At 75.8% G+C, this 14,564-nt stretch carries 13 protein-coding genes; 3 read left to right on the top strand and 10 right to left on the bottom strand.

Going from position 1 to position 14,564, the window contains the following annotated elements; all coding sequences use genetic code 11:
- Positions 1 to 18: 18 nt before the first annotated feature.
- The 8 genes from ACIPYS_RS31730 to ACIPYS_RS31695 form a co-directional block, all read right to left on the bottom strand.
- Positions 19 to 189, bottom strand: a complete 171-nt coding sequence (locus ACIPYS_RS31730; protein ID WP_400752644.1) for a hypothetical protein — start codon at positions 187 to 189, stop codon at positions 19 to 21.
- Positions 186 to 1,673, bottom strand: a complete 1,488-nt coding sequence (locus ACIPYS_RS31725) for a dynamin family protein (protein ID WP_400752641.1) — start codon at positions 1,671 to 1,673, stop codon at positions 186 to 188. The genes ACIPYS_RS31730 and ACIPYS_RS31725 overlap by 4 nt, the downstream gene beginning before the upstream one ends.
- Positions 1,670 to 2,614 carry a hypothetical protein gene (locus tag ACIPYS_RS31720; RefSeq protein WP_400752638.1) on the bottom strand — a complete coding sequence of 315 codons (945 nt, stop codon included), beginning with the start codon at positions 2,612 to 2,614 and terminating at the stop codon, positions 1,670 to 1,672. The genes ACIPYS_RS31725 and ACIPYS_RS31720 overlap by 4 nt, the downstream gene beginning before the upstream one ends.
- Positions 2,615 to 2,619: 5 nt before the next feature.
- Complete coding sequence (locus tag ACIPYS_RS31715) at positions 2,620 to 4,668, bottom strand: dynamin family protein (protein WP_400752635.1); 2,049 nt, start codon at positions 4,666 to 4,668, stop codon at positions 2,620 to 2,622.
- On the bottom strand, positions 4,665 to 6,257 hold the full coding sequence (locus tag ACIPYS_RS31710) for a hypothetical protein (RefSeq protein ID WP_400752632.1): 1,593 nt from the start codon (positions 6,255 to 6,257) through the stop codon (positions 4,665 to 4,667). Before ACIPYS_RS31710 ends, ACIPYS_RS31715 begins: the two co-directional genes overlap by 4 nt.
- 50 nt (positions 6,258 to 6,307) lie before the next feature.
- On the bottom strand, positions 6,308 to 7,363 hold the full coding sequence (locus tag ACIPYS_RS31705) for a hypothetical protein (RefSeq protein ID WP_400752629.1): 1,056 nt from the start codon (positions 7,361 to 7,363) through the stop codon (positions 6,308 to 6,310).
- A 92-nt stretch (positions 7,364 to 7,455) separates the two neighbouring features.
- Positions 7,456 to 8,352 (bottom strand): GTPase domain-containing protein, encoded by an 897-nt coding sequence (locus tag ACIPYS_RS31700; protein ID WP_093858761.1) that lies wholly within the window; start codon positions 8,350 to 8,352, stop codon positions 7,456 to 7,458.
- A gap of 206 nt (positions 8,353 to 8,558) precedes the next feature.
- Entirely contained in the window at positions 8,559 to 9,806 is a 1,248-nt protein-coding gene (locus tag ACIPYS_RS31695; RefSeq protein ID WP_400752626.1) for an Hsp70 family protein, read from the bottom strand.
- A gap of 435 nt (positions 9,807 to 10,241) precedes the next feature.
- Between ACIPYS_RS31695 and ACIPYS_RS31690 the strand changes: the two genes are divergently transcribed.
- Together ACIPYS_RS31690 and ACIPYS_RS31685 are read left to right on the top strand one after the other, a co-directional pair.
- A complete protein-coding gene (locus ACIPYS_RS31690) occupies positions 10,242 to 11,171 on the top strand; it encodes an aminoglycoside phosphotransferase family protein (RefSeq protein ID WP_093858764.1) in 930 nt (309 codons plus the stop codon).
- Positions 11,172 to 11,303: 132 nt separating this feature from the next.
- A complete protein-coding gene (locus ACIPYS_RS31685) occupies positions 11,304 to 11,438 on the top strand; it encodes a hypothetical protein (protein ID WP_286158616.1) in 135 nt (44 codons plus the stop codon).
- Between the two features lie 118 nt (positions 11,439 to 11,556).
- Here the strand turns inward: ACIPYS_RS31685 and ACIPYS_RS31680 are convergent, their stop codons facing one another.
- On the bottom strand, positions 11,557 to 12,294 hold the full coding sequence (locus ACIPYS_RS31680; RefSeq protein WP_400752621.1) for a phosphotransferase family protein: 738 nt from the start codon (positions 12,292 to 12,294) through the stop codon (positions 11,557 to 11,559).
- A 215-nt stretch (positions 12,295 to 12,509) separates the two neighbouring features.
- On the opposite strand from ACIPYS_RS31680, the gene ACIPYS_RS31675 reads away from it, so the two are divergent.
- Complete coding sequence (locus tag ACIPYS_RS31675; RefSeq protein WP_400752618.1) at positions 12,510 to 12,800, top strand: hypothetical protein; 291 nt, start codon at positions 12,510 to 12,512, stop codon at positions 12,798 to 12,800.
- 99 nt (positions 12,801 to 12,899) lie between these two features.
- Here ACIPYS_RS31675 and ACIPYS_RS31670 read toward each other — a convergent pair whose 3' ends face one another.
- Complete coding sequence (locus tag ACIPYS_RS31670; RefSeq protein WP_400752615.1) at positions 12,900 to 14,555, bottom strand: phospholipase; 1,656 nt, start codon at positions 14,553 to 14,555, stop codon at positions 12,900 to 12,902.
- Between the last annotated feature and the right edge of the window lie 9 nt (positions 14,556 to 14,564).

Raw genomic sequence — 14,564 nt, 5'->3', positions numbered from 1 at the left:
AGGACGCCCGGCCCCGGCTCACCAGCCGTCCTCGGCCGACCGGTCGTGGTCCGGAGCCGGGTCGGGCTCGTGGCCGTTGTCGCCGTGGTAGTAGTCGGACGGGGACTCGTAGGCGGTGTGGTCGGCGGCCTCGATGACGTCCTCGGGGTGGAGGCGGCCGTCGTCCCAGGTCCGGTCGGGGTCGGTCATGGGGTTCCTTCCGGTGGAGTGGCGAAGTAGATGGCCTCGCACAGTTCTCGGGCGATCCGCGCGTACCGGCCGACGTCGCGCAGCGGGCCGTCCTCCAGGCGGCGCCAGTCGCGGGCGGCCCGCGCCGCCGCCCGGCGCAGTTCGGCGGGGGTGGTGTCCTCGGGCAGCCGGAGCCGGGCGGCCGGGGTGCGGCCGGTGGCGAGGGCGATCAGGGCCCCGCTCGCGTCCTGGTCGAGTTCGATCCGCCGGCCGGCCACGGCGGCCAGGGCGCGGGCGAGTTCGTGGCGGCGGAGCTCCGGGTGCCGGCGCAGCTCGCCGATCCGGGCGCGGGCCTGCCGGATCAGGTCGGCGGGGAGGTCCTCGCCGGTGTCCAGGGCCGCCTCGACGGCGCCGAGGGCCGCGGCCGAGCGCAGCACGTCGGCGGTGTCGACGAAGCGGCGGCCCAACTGCTCGACCACGGCCGCGATGCCGGACGCGGCGCGGAACTCCGCCAGCAGCGCGGCGGCCCCGATCGGCCGCCCCTCGGCGCGGTGCCGGCGGGCGGCCGCGAGGGCGGTGTCGATGCCGTAGACGCCCAGCAGGCCGAACAGCCGCTCGCGTTCGGCCCGGGTGAGTGTCCCGGTGTCCTGGTCGAGGAAGCGCCGGCCGGAGTAGAGGGCCCGGCGCAGTTCACCGGCGGGTGCGTCGGCGAGCCGGCGGACGAGCGCGGCGTCCGGTTCGGTGAAGTCGTCCCCGAGGGCGGTCTGGGCGAGCAGCCCGACCACCGGCAGGACCTCGTCGACGAGGCCGGCGAGCCGGCCGGCGTTGGTCGCGGCGACCTGCCGGGCGCGCGGCCAGGGGTCGCCGTGGCCCTCGCCGAGCAGGTCGATCCGGCTGAGCACGCCGACGGCGTTGAGCGCGGTCATCCGGCCGTCGGCCTGGGCGCGCAGGGCGCCGAGGGCCTCGGCGTCGCCGGCGCCGGGGTGCGGCATGACGTAGATCATCGCGTCCGCGCGGGCGAGGGCGTCCAGCGCGGGCCCGTCGAGGCCGCTGAGCGAGTCCAGGCCGGGGGTGTCGACGAGTTCGCAGTCACCGACGGGGCGCAGTCCGGCGGCCTCGACCACCACCTCGGCGATCTGCTCGACGGGCAGGCCGAGGTCCCGGGGGTCGCGCGGCAGGCCGCCCGCCCGCCAGCGCGCGGTCCCGTCGCGGTGGCGGACCTGGATCCGGTTGAGCGGTCCGGGCCGGAACCAGGCCACCACGGTGGTGCACTCGGTGGCGGCGGACGCGGCGAGCCGGCGCCCCAGCAGGGCGTTCACCAGGGTGGACTTGCCCGCGTTCATCCGGCCGCCGACGGCGATCCGCAGGGCGCCGCCGGCCAGCCGCTCGCGGGCCGCCCGCACCGCCGCGGCGGGCGGTCCCGGGGGCAGCTGCTCCTCCAGCCCGGCGGTGAAATCGGCCACCAGCGGCGCGAGTCGGCCGCTCTGCGGCGGGGCGGCCGTCATCGGGCGGCGGCCGAGACCGGTGCGTCCGCCGGGGGCACGGTACCGCGCTGCTCGCTGTCCAGCAGCCGGGCCAGGCGGCGCGCCGGGCGGCCGAGCCGGGCCAGCTCGGCCTTCTCCTCCCGACCGACGCCCTCCCAGTACTTGAGCCGCTTGGCCGCGCTCTCCACCCCCTTGAACCAGGACACCATGCTGTCGATCCCGTTGGCCTCCTTGCGCAGGTCCTTGATCAGCGCCTTGGTCGACCCGAGGCTCTCGGCCACCTCCTCCGCCCGATGGGTGAGCAGGGTGGACAGGCACCACAGGACGGGCACGGCGACGCCGCGCGTCGTCGTGCCGCAGGAGACGGCGACCGCCGTCCCGCGCACCCGGCCGCCGCTGACGAGCAGTTCCTCCAGGGGGGCCGCCGCGGCCCGGGCGCGGGCCCAGTCGGCGGGGTCGGTGACCAGGTCGGCCTTGGTGTAGACGAGCACGACGGGCAGCGGTGCCGGCTGCTCGTCGACGGCCCGGTGCAGCAGTACCACGGTGCGGCGCACCTCGTCCTGGGACTCGGGGTCGGTGACCAGGCGCTGGGTGTCGGCGAAGACGACCACCGCGTCCGCGTGGCGGAGCCGATCCAGCAGTTCGGCAGTCTCCGGGTCGTCGGCGGCCGAACCGGTGAGCGCCCCGCCCCGGTAGTCCGTCCAGTCGAAGCCGAGGACCTCGCGGCGGCCGAACTCGAGACCGGCCGACAGCTCCGTCCGCCGGGAGGACGGCGGCGGATAGACACCGCGCCCCAGCAGCTTGCCGGTGGTGGTGAGTTGACGGGCGAGGGCGGCGTCGGCGGTGACCAGCCGGAAACCCTTGCGGCCGGCCGCCAGACGGGTGTACATCGCGGCGAGGTAACTGCTCTTGCCCGCGCTGCTGTGGCCGAGGGCGACCAGCCGCAGTTGGGTGAGGTCCATGGCGGTCAGCTCCGGTCCGGGTCGGGGCGGCCGGTGGCGGCCAGGCCGTGCGCGAGGGCGAGGCCCTCGTCGCGCAGGGTGGTGAGGGCGCCGATCCGGCGCTTGGTGCGGTCCCGGGCGGCGGCGAGTTCGGCGGCGGAGGCGGCCAGGTTGCGCCGGTGCTCGGCGAGTCGGCGTTCCAGCCGGAGCCGCTCGTCGGCGATCGCCCGGTCCAGCGCGAGGCCGAGCCGGTCGGCCAGTTCGTCGACGTGGTCGGTGATCTGCGCGGGAATCTCGGTGCTCAGCTCGGTCAGCACCCGGTTGAGGTGGCGGGTGGCGTCGCCGCGGACCCGGCCGAGTTCGGCGCGCTGGCGCCGGCGGCGGGTGAGGACGGCGAGCATCGCGTAGCTGGCCACCGCGGGCAGCAGCACGCTGCTGGTGAGCAGGCCGATCACGGTACCGAAGGTGGCGGCGGTGCCGACGCTCGGGATCACGTTCTCGATCATCCCGAGCGGGCCGCCGTCGCGGTGGGTGGAGTGCACCATCTCCGGGAGCAGGGTGCCGCGTTCGGCGCGGATGACGGCGCCCTCCTCGACGAGTGCCAGCTCGGCGCCGGGCCCGGGACCGCCGGCACCTCCGTCGGCGCGCCCGTCGGGGTTCCCGGTGTCGAGCACGGTGGAGCACTCGCGGCGGACGCGCTCCTCCAGGACGGCCAGACCGCGGCGGGCCGCGTTGTCCAGCTGCAGCCAGACCGCCTCCACCTGTGCCTCCAGCTCGGCCGGGAACTCCTCGGCCAGTGCGGCGGGTTCGGAGGTGGCGATCTTCGCCTCGGCGACCCTGCGGATGTCGTTGAGGCTGCGCCGGAAACCCAGCTGGAGGGTGTTCTTGAGGTCGCGGGAGCCGGTGGTCAGGGCCCGCCGCCACTGCGCGCTGTCCGGCTGGAGCAGCCGCAGCGCCTCCTCGGCCCGCTCGACCTCGGCGGCCAGGCCCGGTTCCTGCTGGAGCGACCGGAGCCGGAGTTCCTGCTCGGCCAGCGGCACCGCGAGCGCGGCGAGCGCGACGTGCACCACGTTGGCGAGCCGCAGCTCGGCGGCGCGGGCGGCGATCCGGCGGCGCAGCAGCGCCTCCAGCGGTTCGAAGCCGCTCTCCTCCAGGAGCTCGGCCGCCTCCTGGAGTTCGCCCGAGTCGGCGGCCGCGACGGCGTCCCGGCGGGCCCGGTTGCTGACCGGGAACCAGGGTGCCTCGGCGTGCCGCGGCGCGTGCCGGGCGAGCAGTTCGCGGTTGCGCTCGACGACCGTGGGCCAGGCGTCGTAGCTGTCGGTCTTGGTGAGCACGAACACCGTCTCGGCGGTGCGCTCGGTCGCCCGGCCGAGGAACTCCAGTTCGGAGCGGGTGAGTTCGCTGGATCCGTCGACCACGAACACCAACGCGTCGGCGTTCTCCAGTGCGGCCAGGGCGAGTTCGGCGTGCCCGCCGACGAGACCGCCGACGCCGGGGGTGTCGACGAGTTCCAGTCCCGCGGCCAGCAGCGGGACGGGCAGCTCGACCTCGACGTGGTGGACGTCGAGTCGGCGCGGACGGCCGGTGCGGGGGTCGACGGCGGCGTACTCGGCGATCCGCTCCAGCGGGACCGGCTCGGCGCGCGGCGGGGCCTCCGGGGCGTCGCCGTCCGAGCGCAGGTGGGCGACGGCACGCGGGTGCTCGCCGTACCGGACGGCGATGTGGACTCCGGTGGCGACGTCGGCGTCCACCGGGAGCAGGTCCGGGACGCCGACCAGGCTGTTGATGGTGGAGCTCTTGCCGCGCTTCTTCTCGCCGACCACGACCAGGGTGGCGGCGCCGTCGGCGGCCCGGGCGGCCTCGTCGCGGAGGCGCCGGACGCCGTCGCCGGGGTGGGAGGCGGAGCCGTTGTCGGGGTCGGAGCCGTTGCCGTTGCTGCTGCCGTTGCTTCCCCCGCCGTCGGACGGGGCCTCGGCGACGGCGGTGCGGGCGGCGCGTTCGAGGAGGTCGGCGGTGCGGGCCGCGAAGTCCAGCACGCGGGCCCGGGAGGGGGCTTCGGGGCGGGGCGGGGTCATGAGGGTTCTCCCGTGGCGGAGTCGTCGGTCGGCCGGGGGTCGGGGGCCTCGGAGCGGGTCTGCCGCGGTTCCGAGGGAGGAGCGGGCGGCGGGGTCTCGGGTTCGTCGAACTCGCCGAACATGCCGGAGAGGTCGGCCTGCTGGGGATCGACGGCACGGGCCTGCCGGTACGACGGGGGCTGTGCCCGGTGGCCGGGGGCGGCGCGGCCGCCGGGCCCCCGGTCGGTGGTGTCCCGGTCGAAGGGCCCCGGATCGAAGGGCCCCCGATCGGCGGACCCCGGGCCCGTGGATTCCGGGCCGGTGGACGTCGGGCGGGCGGACGGCGGGTGGACGCCGCCGGGCGGCGCCGGACGTGCGGGTGGCTGGGGCGGGCCGGCCGAGGGTCCGTCCAGGTCGCCGTAGTAGCGGCGGCCGGTGACCGGATCGTCGCCGTAGCGCCGGTCGCGGGCCCCGGAAGACTTCCCTCCGGGCGGCCCGGACCTCGCGGGCGGCTCCGAGGACGCCGGCGATCCCGGCGGCTCGGGTGTCCTGGCCCTTCCGGCCGCCCCGGCTGCGCCCGCCGGCCCGGCGGAGTCCGGCTCGGCCGGGAGGAGGCCGCGCGCGACCCTTCTCAGCGCACGGCGGCCGGCCCGGTACGCCTCCCCGATCAACGACTCCGGGTCGGCGGACCCCCCGGACCCCCCGTCGTGCCCGGCCGGACCCCCCGCGGGGCCGGGCCCGGGCGCGGGCACGGGTCGCGGCGGCGGCGGCGGGGGTGGCGGCGGGGGCCGCAGCAGCTCGTACCCCCGGCAGTCCGCACTGGTCAGATGGGTGAACCGGTGGGCGTCCGCGTCGGAGCGCCGCCGCCAGCCGGTGGCCAGCAGGCACCGGTCCCGGCTCACCGCGGCGGCCGCCCACAGACCCGCCGCGTCCGACTCGGGCAGCAGGTGGGTCCCGGCCGAGTGCGCGGGCAGCCAGACCGCCGCCGCGGGCGCCGACGCCGGCAGCCCGCGCCACGGGGCGGCGACCGGCCGGGTGGTCGTGGGCTCGGCCTCCTCCCGGCCGACCGCCTCCCAGGTCGGCGTGATCCACTCGGTGTAGACCGGCCCCGCCCAGTCGGCCAAGTGCTTCGCCAGTTCGGCGAGTTCGGGGATCCGCCCGACGGCCGCGCCCGGCTCCGCCGCCCGGTACCAGCCCACGAAGCCGTACAGCGGGCGACCGAACCGGTCGTGCACCATGGTCCGGCTGATCAGGCCCAACTCGCAGGCGGCGCCGACCAGAACGCCGCGGGCGTCGCGGTGGAGCAGGAAGCGCGGTCCGGCCTCCAACCGGTTGCCGCCCGCGACGGCGGCGCGCACGGCGTCCGCCACCGCGCCCTGCCGGTCGACCCCGGCGGGGAGCGCCCGCCACCACTGGTCGACCTGGAGGGTGCGGCCGTACACGAGTGCCGACCAGCCGCCCGGCGCGGCCGGGCCCGCTGGGGACGGGCCCGCTGCGGACGCCTCCGGGACGGCGGGCTCCGGGACGGCGCCCTCCGGTGCGGCGGGGCCGGGTGGCGGGAAGGGCCCGCCGACCGGATCGGGTTCCGGCCCGTGCTCTGTGTTCGTCATCGCGTCATCCCGTCCATGAGTCGCTCCGTCGGTCCATCGCTCCACGGCCCTCAACCCGTCAGCAGTCGGCCGTCACGGAAGATCGGGATCCCCCGCAGCTCGTCGTCCAGTTCGCGGCAGCGGTCCTGCGCCTTCTGGAGGTCGGCCGCGGTCGCGGAGCTGCTCGCGACCAGTCGGTCGATCTGCTCACGGGCGCTGTTCTTCTCGGTGCCCTTGAACAGCCCGCCGAAGAAACCCTGGCTGAGCGCGGCCAGTTCACCGCGCGAGGCGTCCAGGCTGGCGGAGAGTTGGGACATCTGCTGCCGGTTCCGCACGATGCCCTCGCTGAGGTAGTGGCGGAGGCTGAAGATGATCGGCAGGTGCAGGTTCTTCGGGGCGATCCGGCTGGCGTCCACGGTGCTCTGGGCCGCCGCGCCGAAGTTGCCGAGCTGCACGGCGCAGAGCGCCATCGTCACGCCCTCGGCCTCGTCACCGGCCAGCCAGGGCAGGAGGTTGCGGAGGTTGCGCACCACCGTCTGCAGCGCCTCCGAGGCCCGCATGCCGGTGCGCTCGGCCAGCAGGTCGGCCTTGGTGAGCAGGACGGTCACGCCGGGCACCGGATCGCCGTCGGCCAGCCGGGTGCTGAAGACCTCGGAGATCGCCCGGCCGAAGCGGGAGATCTCCATCGGCTCGCCGAAACGCTCCAGGTTGCCGGGGGTGCCGTGCCGGATCCACTCGGCGACGTGGGCGGAGTCGAGCGCCACGATGATGCTGTCGGACTCCGCGATCCGCTCCTGCAGCATGACCACGTCCTTGGCGGTGCCGCGGCGGTCCAGGGCGGCGTTGCCGCGGAAGTCGACGCAGTCGATGGTCATGAGGTCGCGCATGCCACGCCGGAACACGAACTCGTAGCCGATCGGCTCCTCCGAAGTCGCCCTGGGCATCGTGCCGTTGCGGCGGAGCTGGGCCCAGTGCTCGGCGAGGTCGAGGTCGAGGTCGGGATCGGTGGCGTAGAGGTAGTAACCCTGCACGCCCATCGAGAGACGGTTGTACATGCCGTGCAGGTAGGCGGTCTTGCCGGAGCCGCTGGCACCGAGCATGGTCAGGGTGAGCTCGGGAACGTCCATGGTGCGGGGTCCTCTCGCTGAGCGGGGCAGGTCGGTCGGTTCGGGTCGGGCGGTGCGGGCGGGTCGGGCGGTACGGAGCCGGGAGGGTCGGTTCAGAACGAGAGGACGTCCTCCAGCAGTTCGCCCAGCCGGTCGGCCGGGGCCACCAGTGGCTCCAGGCGCGAGAGTTCGGCGGCCGCGCGGGCCTGGTCGCGGTCCCGGATCGAGGCCCAGGAGGGCTCGTCCTCCCACCAACTGCTGATCCGGTCCCACAGGGTGTCCCGCTGGTCGGCCTGGCGGGCCGAGGCCATCAGGCTCTCGATCGACGCGGACAGCTCCATGGCCCGGCCGACGATGCCGAACCGGAGCGTCCACAGCACCGGGAGCGCCACGCCCTCCGGCTCCGGCCCGCAGACCAGCGGGATGAACGCGCCCTGGATGTGCCGGGTCTCCTGCACCGCCTCGATCAGCGGCAGGAACGGGACGAGGAATCGCTCCTCCGCGTCGTCGGCGCCGAGGTCGACCAGGTCGGTCTTGGTGAGGGCGATCACCAGCGGGGTGAGGTTCTCCTCCCGGTCGGCGACCGCCTGGTGGACGCGGACGACGAGCCGGCGGACGTCCTCCGCCGCCTCCGGGTCGGTGTCCAGCCGGAGGGCGTCGACGAACAGCACGATCCCGTCGGCCCGGACCAGGTCGTCGTGCAGCCGGGCGGCCTGCGGGCTGGAGCGGCGGTGCTCGGTCAGCGCTCCGCCGCGGTGGTCCGTCCAGCGGAACGGGAAGATCTCGTCGCCGTCGTGGCAGAGCACGAACTCGTAGCAGTGGGGCCGGTCGCTGGCTCGCGGGTAGCGGCCGTTCAGGATGGCGCGGGCGTCGGCGAGCAGCGAGCGGTGGGCGTCGCGGTCCGCCGTGCGCAGGGTCATGCCCTCGACGCCGTCGCACATGGCGGCGTACATCAGGGAGAGGTAACTGGTCTTCCCGGCCGCGCTGTGGCCGAGCATCACGATGTCCATGCGGTTCCTCGGATCGGGTCGGGGCGGAGCGGGTCGGGACTGATCGGAGCGGGGCGAGGCGGGGGCGAGACCGGACGGATCGGCGCGGGGTACGGCGCAGCGGTGCGCCCGCAGGTGCGCGGAGCCCGGTCGGGGCCGTTTCCGGGCAGGGCGGAGCGCGGAGCGGCGGTGCGTCCGCGCCCACCCCGCCGGCCGCCCGGCAGGGCTCAGTCGTAGTCGAACCAGGGGTCGACCTCGTCCGGGTAGTGGGCGACCGTCCAGCGGTCCTGGCCGGCCGGGTCGGATCCGGCCTCCCCGGCCGTGGCGCCGTCGGGGGGCGGTGCGGCGGGCGGATCGGTGAGCGCGCCGAGGGCCACGGCGGCCTTCGGGTCGGCCGCCGGCTCGGGGATCCGGCCGAGCCGGGCGGCGATCAGGTCGGCCACCGGCGGTGTCCGGCTGGCCGCCCCGCAGAGCACGACGGCCCCGAGCTCGGCCGGGGTCAGACCGGCGCGGGCGACGGTCCGTTCCAGCAGTACCACCGAGGCGGTGAGCGCAGGGGTGACGGCGGCCCGGTACTCACCGCCCTGCACGACGAACGGGTCCGGGTAGCCGGGCACCGCCAGGTACACCGTGCCGGTGCTCGACAACGACTCCTTGGCCAGGGTCAGTTCACGTGCGAGCTGGGACCGCTGATGGGCGCCGGCGGAGGTCCGGTCGCTCCGGAGCCGCTGCCAGGGCTCCGGGTCGAGGTCCAGGGCCCGGTCCCGGAGCAGTTCGAACAGGGCCTGGTCCAGGTCACGGCCGCCGAAGTCCGGATTCCCGGCCACCGCGACGGCGCGGTAGCCGTCCCCCTCCCGGCGGAGGACGGCGGTGTCCACGGTGCCGCCGCCGAGGTCGTAGACGGCGATCGGCCCGGCCTCGCCGGCCGGGGCGGTCGCCGCGTGGAAGCGGGCCGCCGCGACCGGCTCGGGCAACAGCTCCGGCGCGTCCAGCCCGGCCCGCCCGGCGGCCTCGACCAGCCGGTCCAGGTCGGCCTGCGACCAGTCGGCCGGGTGCGTGAGCACGGTGCGGGCCGGGGCCGTCCCGCCGCACCGCACCCGCGCCTCGGCGGCCACCCGGGCCAGCACGACGGCGACCAGGTCGACGGTGTCCACCTCCCGGTCGTCCAGCAGGACGGCCGACTGCCGCAGCAGCGCCCGCTTGGGGTGGTGCTCGGCGCGTTCCGGCCGCTGGGAGGCGAGTTGCACGGCGGCCCGGCCGGTGAGCAGCCGGCCGTCGTCACCCAGGCAGACCAGTGACGGCAGGTAGCGGCTGTTCTCGATCTCGACCGCCGCCGCCCCGCTCCCCGCACCACCGGACCCCGCACCGGACTCCACGCCGGGCCGCGCGCCGGATTCGCTGCCCGGCTGCTCGACACGGACGGCCGCGGTGGTGAAGCAGGTACCGAAGTCGATGGCCAATGACCAGTCAGACACGTTTCCTCGCAAGGGAGTTGCGGTGCACGAGGGCGTACGGGCGGGGGCCGGAGGGCGATCCTCCGGCGATCCCGCGCAGGATGCTAGGGCCCCGGAGGCAGTTGTGGAGAAATTCGGTACATCTTGTAACAATGGCATGGGCATTGCCGGTTGGACCGGGGCGCCGGCAGCCGATGGCACCCGACCCGGAAGCCGGCTCGGGTGGCACCCCACTCCCCCGGACCGGGGTGCCACGACCAGTCTCGGCACACCGTTCGACCGAGACACCGTCAGCTGACCGAATCCGGCCCCGACTCCGCCGACTTCACGGACTTCACCGGTTCCGTCGAAGCCGCCCGTTCCGCCCGTTCCGCCGATTCGACCGCGCGGCCGGTCCGTGCGAGAGTCGGAACGAACGAGCCGGGGTACACCGCGGCCCCGCCGAGGGAGGTCCCGATGAACACACCCGGCCCGGTCCACATCCCCGAGGCCTTCGCCGCCCCCTACCGCGCACACGGCGCCGCCGAACGCCGGTGGATCCGCGAACTCCCCTCCCTTGCGGCCGAGTTCCTCGACCGCTGGAGTCTTCTCCCGGACGGTCCCGCCGCCCACGGCATGGCCTCCCTGGTCCTCCCGGTCCGACGGCCCGACGGCACGCCCGCCGTCCTGCGACTGCAACAGGTCCGCCCCGAGACCGCCGGGGTGGCGGCCGGACTCCGGGCCTGGCGCGGCCAGGGCACCGTCCTGCTGCTCGACCACGACCCCGACAGCGGCACCCAGTTGCTCGAACGCCTGGACGCGGCCCGCCCGCTGGCCACGGTGGCCGACGACGACACCGCGCTGCGCCTGCTCGCCGCACTGATGGCCCGGCTCACCGCCGTCCCCGCCCCACCGGGCCTGCGCGGGCTCCGCCGGATCGCCACCGCGATGCTGGACGAAGCACCCCGCGCCACCCCGGCCCTGCGCGACCCGGACGAACGCCGGCTGCTGCGGGACTGCGCGGCGGCGGTCGCCCCACTGCTCGACGAGCCCGGCGACCGGCTGCTGCACTGGGACCTGCACGACGGCAACGTGCTGGCCGGCGAGCGCGAACCCTGGCTCGTGATCGACCCCGAACCACTGTCCGGCGACCCGGGGTTCGAACTGCTCCCCGCCATCGACCAGCGCTGGGACACCGTGCTGGCCGGGGCCGACGCGGGCCGCACCGTGCTGCGCCGCTTCGACCTGCTCACCGAGACGCTCGGCCTGGACCGCTCCCGCGCCGCCGGCTGGACCCTCGCCCGGGTGCTGCAGAACGCCCTCTGGGACATCGAGGACGGCCGCACCGCGCTGGAGCCGACCCAGGCGGCCATCGCCACCGCACTGCTGCGCCACCGCCGGGGGTAGGGCCCGCCGGGCCCGCGAGGGCACCAGGCTCAAGAAACGCTCAGGCCCGGTTCGTCGACGGCCGACCTGCCGTACGATCCGGGGCAGGGCACGCCGGTTCCGTCGGCGCGTCGGGGACAAGGGGGAACACCGATGAAGCGCATCGTCTCGGCACTGTCGTCCGTGCTGTGGTACCTGGGCCTGGGCGACCGGAAGCGCACGGGCCAGCCGTACTCGCCGGAGGGCGACAACTACCGCCAGACCGGGGGCGGCGGCTTCCACCTGTGAGTGTGCAGGCCCTCGCGGTCGGACGGCGGTGAGGGCCCCGCACCCGGGGTGGTCGGCGCCGACCGGCTGAGCCCGCCGGTCCGACGCCGGGTCCGGCCGGGAGCCCGCCGACGCGGTGTCACATCCGCGACCTCAGCACGTCGACCTCGCAACCCGGCGCGAACGGGTCGAAGCCGTGCTCGACCAGCCAGCGGACCACCATCAGGCTGCGCAGGGACCACCACGCACGGACGACGTCGAGGTCGACGTCGGCGCCGTAGCCGTCGAGGAGGTCGCCGAGGTGCTCCTCGTGTCCGAGCGTCAGGGTGGCGAGGTCGAACACGGCGTCGCCCCGGCCCGCTTCGGACCAGTCGATGATCCCGGTCACCTCGTCACCGTCGACGAACACATGGGTGATCTGCAGGTCCCCGTGCGTGAACACCGGGGTCCACGGCCGGAACGCGGCCTCGGCGACCCGGCGGTTGCGGCCGACCAGGTCCGCGGGCAGCACGCCGTCGCGCACGAGCAGCGCGCACTCGGCGTCGAGATCCGCGGCCGAGGTGCTGCCGCCCCGGCCGGACCAGGGCGGCGGGGGCGCGTCGTGCAGCTTCCGGACGGCGGCGCCCGCCGCGGCCCACGCGGCCGGCGAGCCGGTCGACGGTGCGCCCAGGCGACCGAGCGCCGTCCCCGGGAGGGCGGCGAGCGCCAGTACGGGCGGCCTCCGCCAGAGCACCTCCGGGGTCGGGACCGGTGCCAGGGCCATCGCCTCGACCTCGGTGTCGACGCGCGCCCGGTCTCCGTCCACCTTCAGGAAGACATCACCGACCCGCAGGGTCGCGCGCTCGGAATGGGCGACCACGATCTCGACCTCGTCCATGGCGGCCAGTATCCCGGGGCCGCCGCCCGTCGTACACCGGATTGTCACCGGCCCACCACGACCCGCCCGGGGGGTTCGCGCCGGGCGCGGACGGGGGCGGGGCGCAGGCGCGGACGGGGCGCAGGCGGGGCGCACGGGGCGCGCGGACGGGTGACTGGCATCGGCCACCCGGCCCCGGGCCGGAACCGGCCGGGTGACTCGCCGGTTGCACTCGCGTGAACCACCTCCGCCGCGCACTTCGCGGTACCGCACACCTCGTCACCCGGCTCTGCAGCACCGTCGAGCACCTCGACAACCGCGCCGACGCGGCCCTGCGGGCGCGGCTGCGCCCGCTCGTCACCCGGCTGGCCGCCCTGGTGAGACGGATGGCCGCGGCCAACTGCGGCGACGCGCTCGCCCGCCACCTCCCCTGCCGTGCCCGCGACCGCGACCGCAAGCACCCGCACGCGCGCGACGACGAACACGCTCGCACCCGGCGCCGGAACGGTTCCGCGCTCGACGACTGACGCGCGGGCGGCCCCGGCGGTCGTCCCTGCGGTCGTCCCGGCGGACGGTCCGCCCCGGCCGGGCCGGACGGGGCCGGGCCGGCCGGGGCGGGGGCGGCGTCAGGCGCGGCAGGTCCCGGTGGCCCAGTCGACGGTGGCCGCGGCCTGCGAGTACTTCCACTCCGGCGCCAGCAGCTCGCGGTCGAGCTGGGCGGCGGCGTTGCCGTCCTCGACGATGTAGCCGAAGTCCTGCAGCCAGGCCGGGTAGAGGTTCTTCGACCCGATGTAGAAGGCCGAGCCGTCCACCGCGACCAGCTTGTGGTGCAGCGCGTACGGGTGGCCGTCGGCCCAGGTGGCGGTGGGCGCGGCGCGGAAGGTGGCGAGCTGCAGGTTGCCGCACAGCGCGGCGGCGGCCTTCCCCTTGTCGCCGGTGAGCGCGGTCAGCCGGGCCTTGAGCAGGTCGCTGATCTCGGCGAGGGACTTGATCTGCGAGTAGCCGCCGCTGCCGACCGCACCCCGGTTGGCCGGGTCGCTGACCACGATCCGCACCTTGACCCCGTCGGCGAGCTTGGCCGCGAGGGTGTCGTAGAGGCGGGCGTCGTAGCGGGCCAGCGGCGGGCAGGTGGCGTTGAGGTCCTGCTGGGAGATCTCGATGTGCTCGCGCGCGCTGCCCACGAGGGCGCGCAGGGCGTTCTCCTCGGGGTTGACCGTCTCGTAGTCGCGGTCGGCGTTGGTGTTGTCGTGCAGGGTGAGCACGCCGCACCTGGCGTCCGCCGCACCCGCCACGGGCCCGGGCCGGTACGCGGACCGGGCGTCGACGTCCTTGATGCCGACGCCGAGGCCACCGACGGCGATCACCGGGACGCCACCGGTGGCGGCGGCCGGCGGGTTGAGCTCGCGCTCGACCGACGGGCGGCACGCGCCGCCGTCCGAGGAGGCGAACCACGCGTTGTCGAACACACCGGTGCGCCCGCAGGTCCACTCCCAGAGGGTGTCCAGGTAGCGGCCGGCGGAGGTCGCGGCCGGGCCGTTCAGCGCGAGGTCGACGTCCGACACGGGGTGGGCGGTGTCGAGGTAGTCGTTCTTCCAGCCGTTGATGCCGCCGGAAATGACGGTGCGTCCGTCGACCACCAGGATCTTGGAGTGGTTCCAGGAGAAGGCGGTGCGCGAGGCGGTCATCGAGGCGATGTTGAGGCTGACCGAGGAGGCGGCCGGGCCCAGCTTGGCGACCAGTTCGTCCCGGTAGCGGGAGGGCAGCACATTGGCATGGTAGACCGGCGCGGCGCCGACCAGGATCCGTACGACGGGACGGTTCCCGGCCGCGACGGCGGCCTTCAGACCGGCCACGATCGCGTCCTCGAAGCCGCCCTCGGGGAACGGCGCGAGGGTGGAGATGTCGACCGTGCGGGTCGCGGCGGCGATGTCGGCGGTCGTCCTCGCGAGCAGGGCGCGGGTGCCGGGCCGGTCGGCGCAGGCGGGGTCGCCCCAGCAGCCGGGCGTCTGGAGCAGCCAGTCGGCCGGGTCGGCGGCGTTCCCGGCGCCGGGCAGGCTGTTGCCCTCGGTGCGCTGCCACACGGTGCCCTCGAGTCCGGGGGACACCTCCCGCAGGACGCGTTCGACGGCGTCGAGGTGGGTGGCACCGCCCGGGGCCGCCGGTCCTCCGGAGGCCGCGTGGGCGGGCGCGGTGGGGACGACGGCGAGCAGGGTGGTGGCCGCGGCGGCGGCGAGGGCGGTGCGCAGCGCGCGACCGGGGCGGCGGGAGCCGGGTCGGGACACGTGATGTTC

It is taken from the genome of Kitasatospora sp. NPDC089913, assembly GCF_044748625.1.
Lineage (GTDB): Bacteria > Actinomycetota > Actinomycetes > Streptomycetales > Streptomycetaceae > Kitasatospora.
Note: the sequence above shows the minus strand (reverse complement) of the source record. Positions and strands in the feature narration are given on the sequence as shown.

What these genes read in the sequence shown, in the direction of transcription:
- ACIPYS_RS31725 (WP_400752641.1), bottom strand. Translation starts at nt 1,673, where the DNA reads ATGACGGCCGCCCCGCCGCAGAGCGGCCGACTCGCGCCGCTGGTGGCC.
- ACIPYS_RS31710 (WP_400752632.1), bottom strand. Translation starts at nt 6,257, where the DNA reads ATGACGAACACAGAGCACGGGCCGGAACCCGATCCGGTCGGCGGGCCC.
- ACIPYS_RS31685 (WP_286158616.1), top strand. Translation starts at nt 11,304, where the DNA reads ATGAAGCGCATCGTCTCGGCACTGTCGTCCGTGCTGTGGTACCTGGGC.
- ACIPYS_RS31730 (WP_400752644.1), bottom strand. Translation starts at nt 189, where the DNA reads ATGACCGACCCCGACCGGACCTGGGACGACGGCCGCCTCCACCCCGAG.
- ACIPYS_RS31700 (WP_093858761.1), bottom strand. Translation starts at nt 8,352, where the DNA reads ATGGACATCGTGATGCTCGGCCACAGCGCGGCCGGGAAGACCAGTTAC.
- ACIPYS_RS31720 (WP_400752638.1), bottom strand. Translation starts at nt 2,614, where the DNA reads ATGGACCTCACCCAACTGCGGCTGGTCGCCCTCGGCCACAGCAGCGCG.
- ACIPYS_RS31715 (WP_400752635.1), bottom strand. Translation starts at nt 4,668, where the DNA reads ATGACCCCGCCCCGCCCCGAAGCCCCCTCCCGGGCCCGCGTGCTGGAC.
- ACIPYS_RS31680 (WP_400752621.1), bottom strand. Translation starts at nt 12,294, where the DNA reads ATGGACGAGGTCGAGATCGTGGTCGCCCATTCCGAGCGCGCGACCCTG.
- ACIPYS_RS31705 (WP_400752629.1), bottom strand. Translation starts at nt 7,363, where the DNA reads ATGGACGTTCCCGAGCTCACCCTGACCATGCTCGGTGCCAGCGGCTCC.
- ACIPYS_RS31690 (WP_093858764.1), top strand. Translation starts at nt 10,242, where the DNA reads ATGAACACACCCGGCCCGGTCCACATCCCCGAGGCCTTCGCCGCCCCC.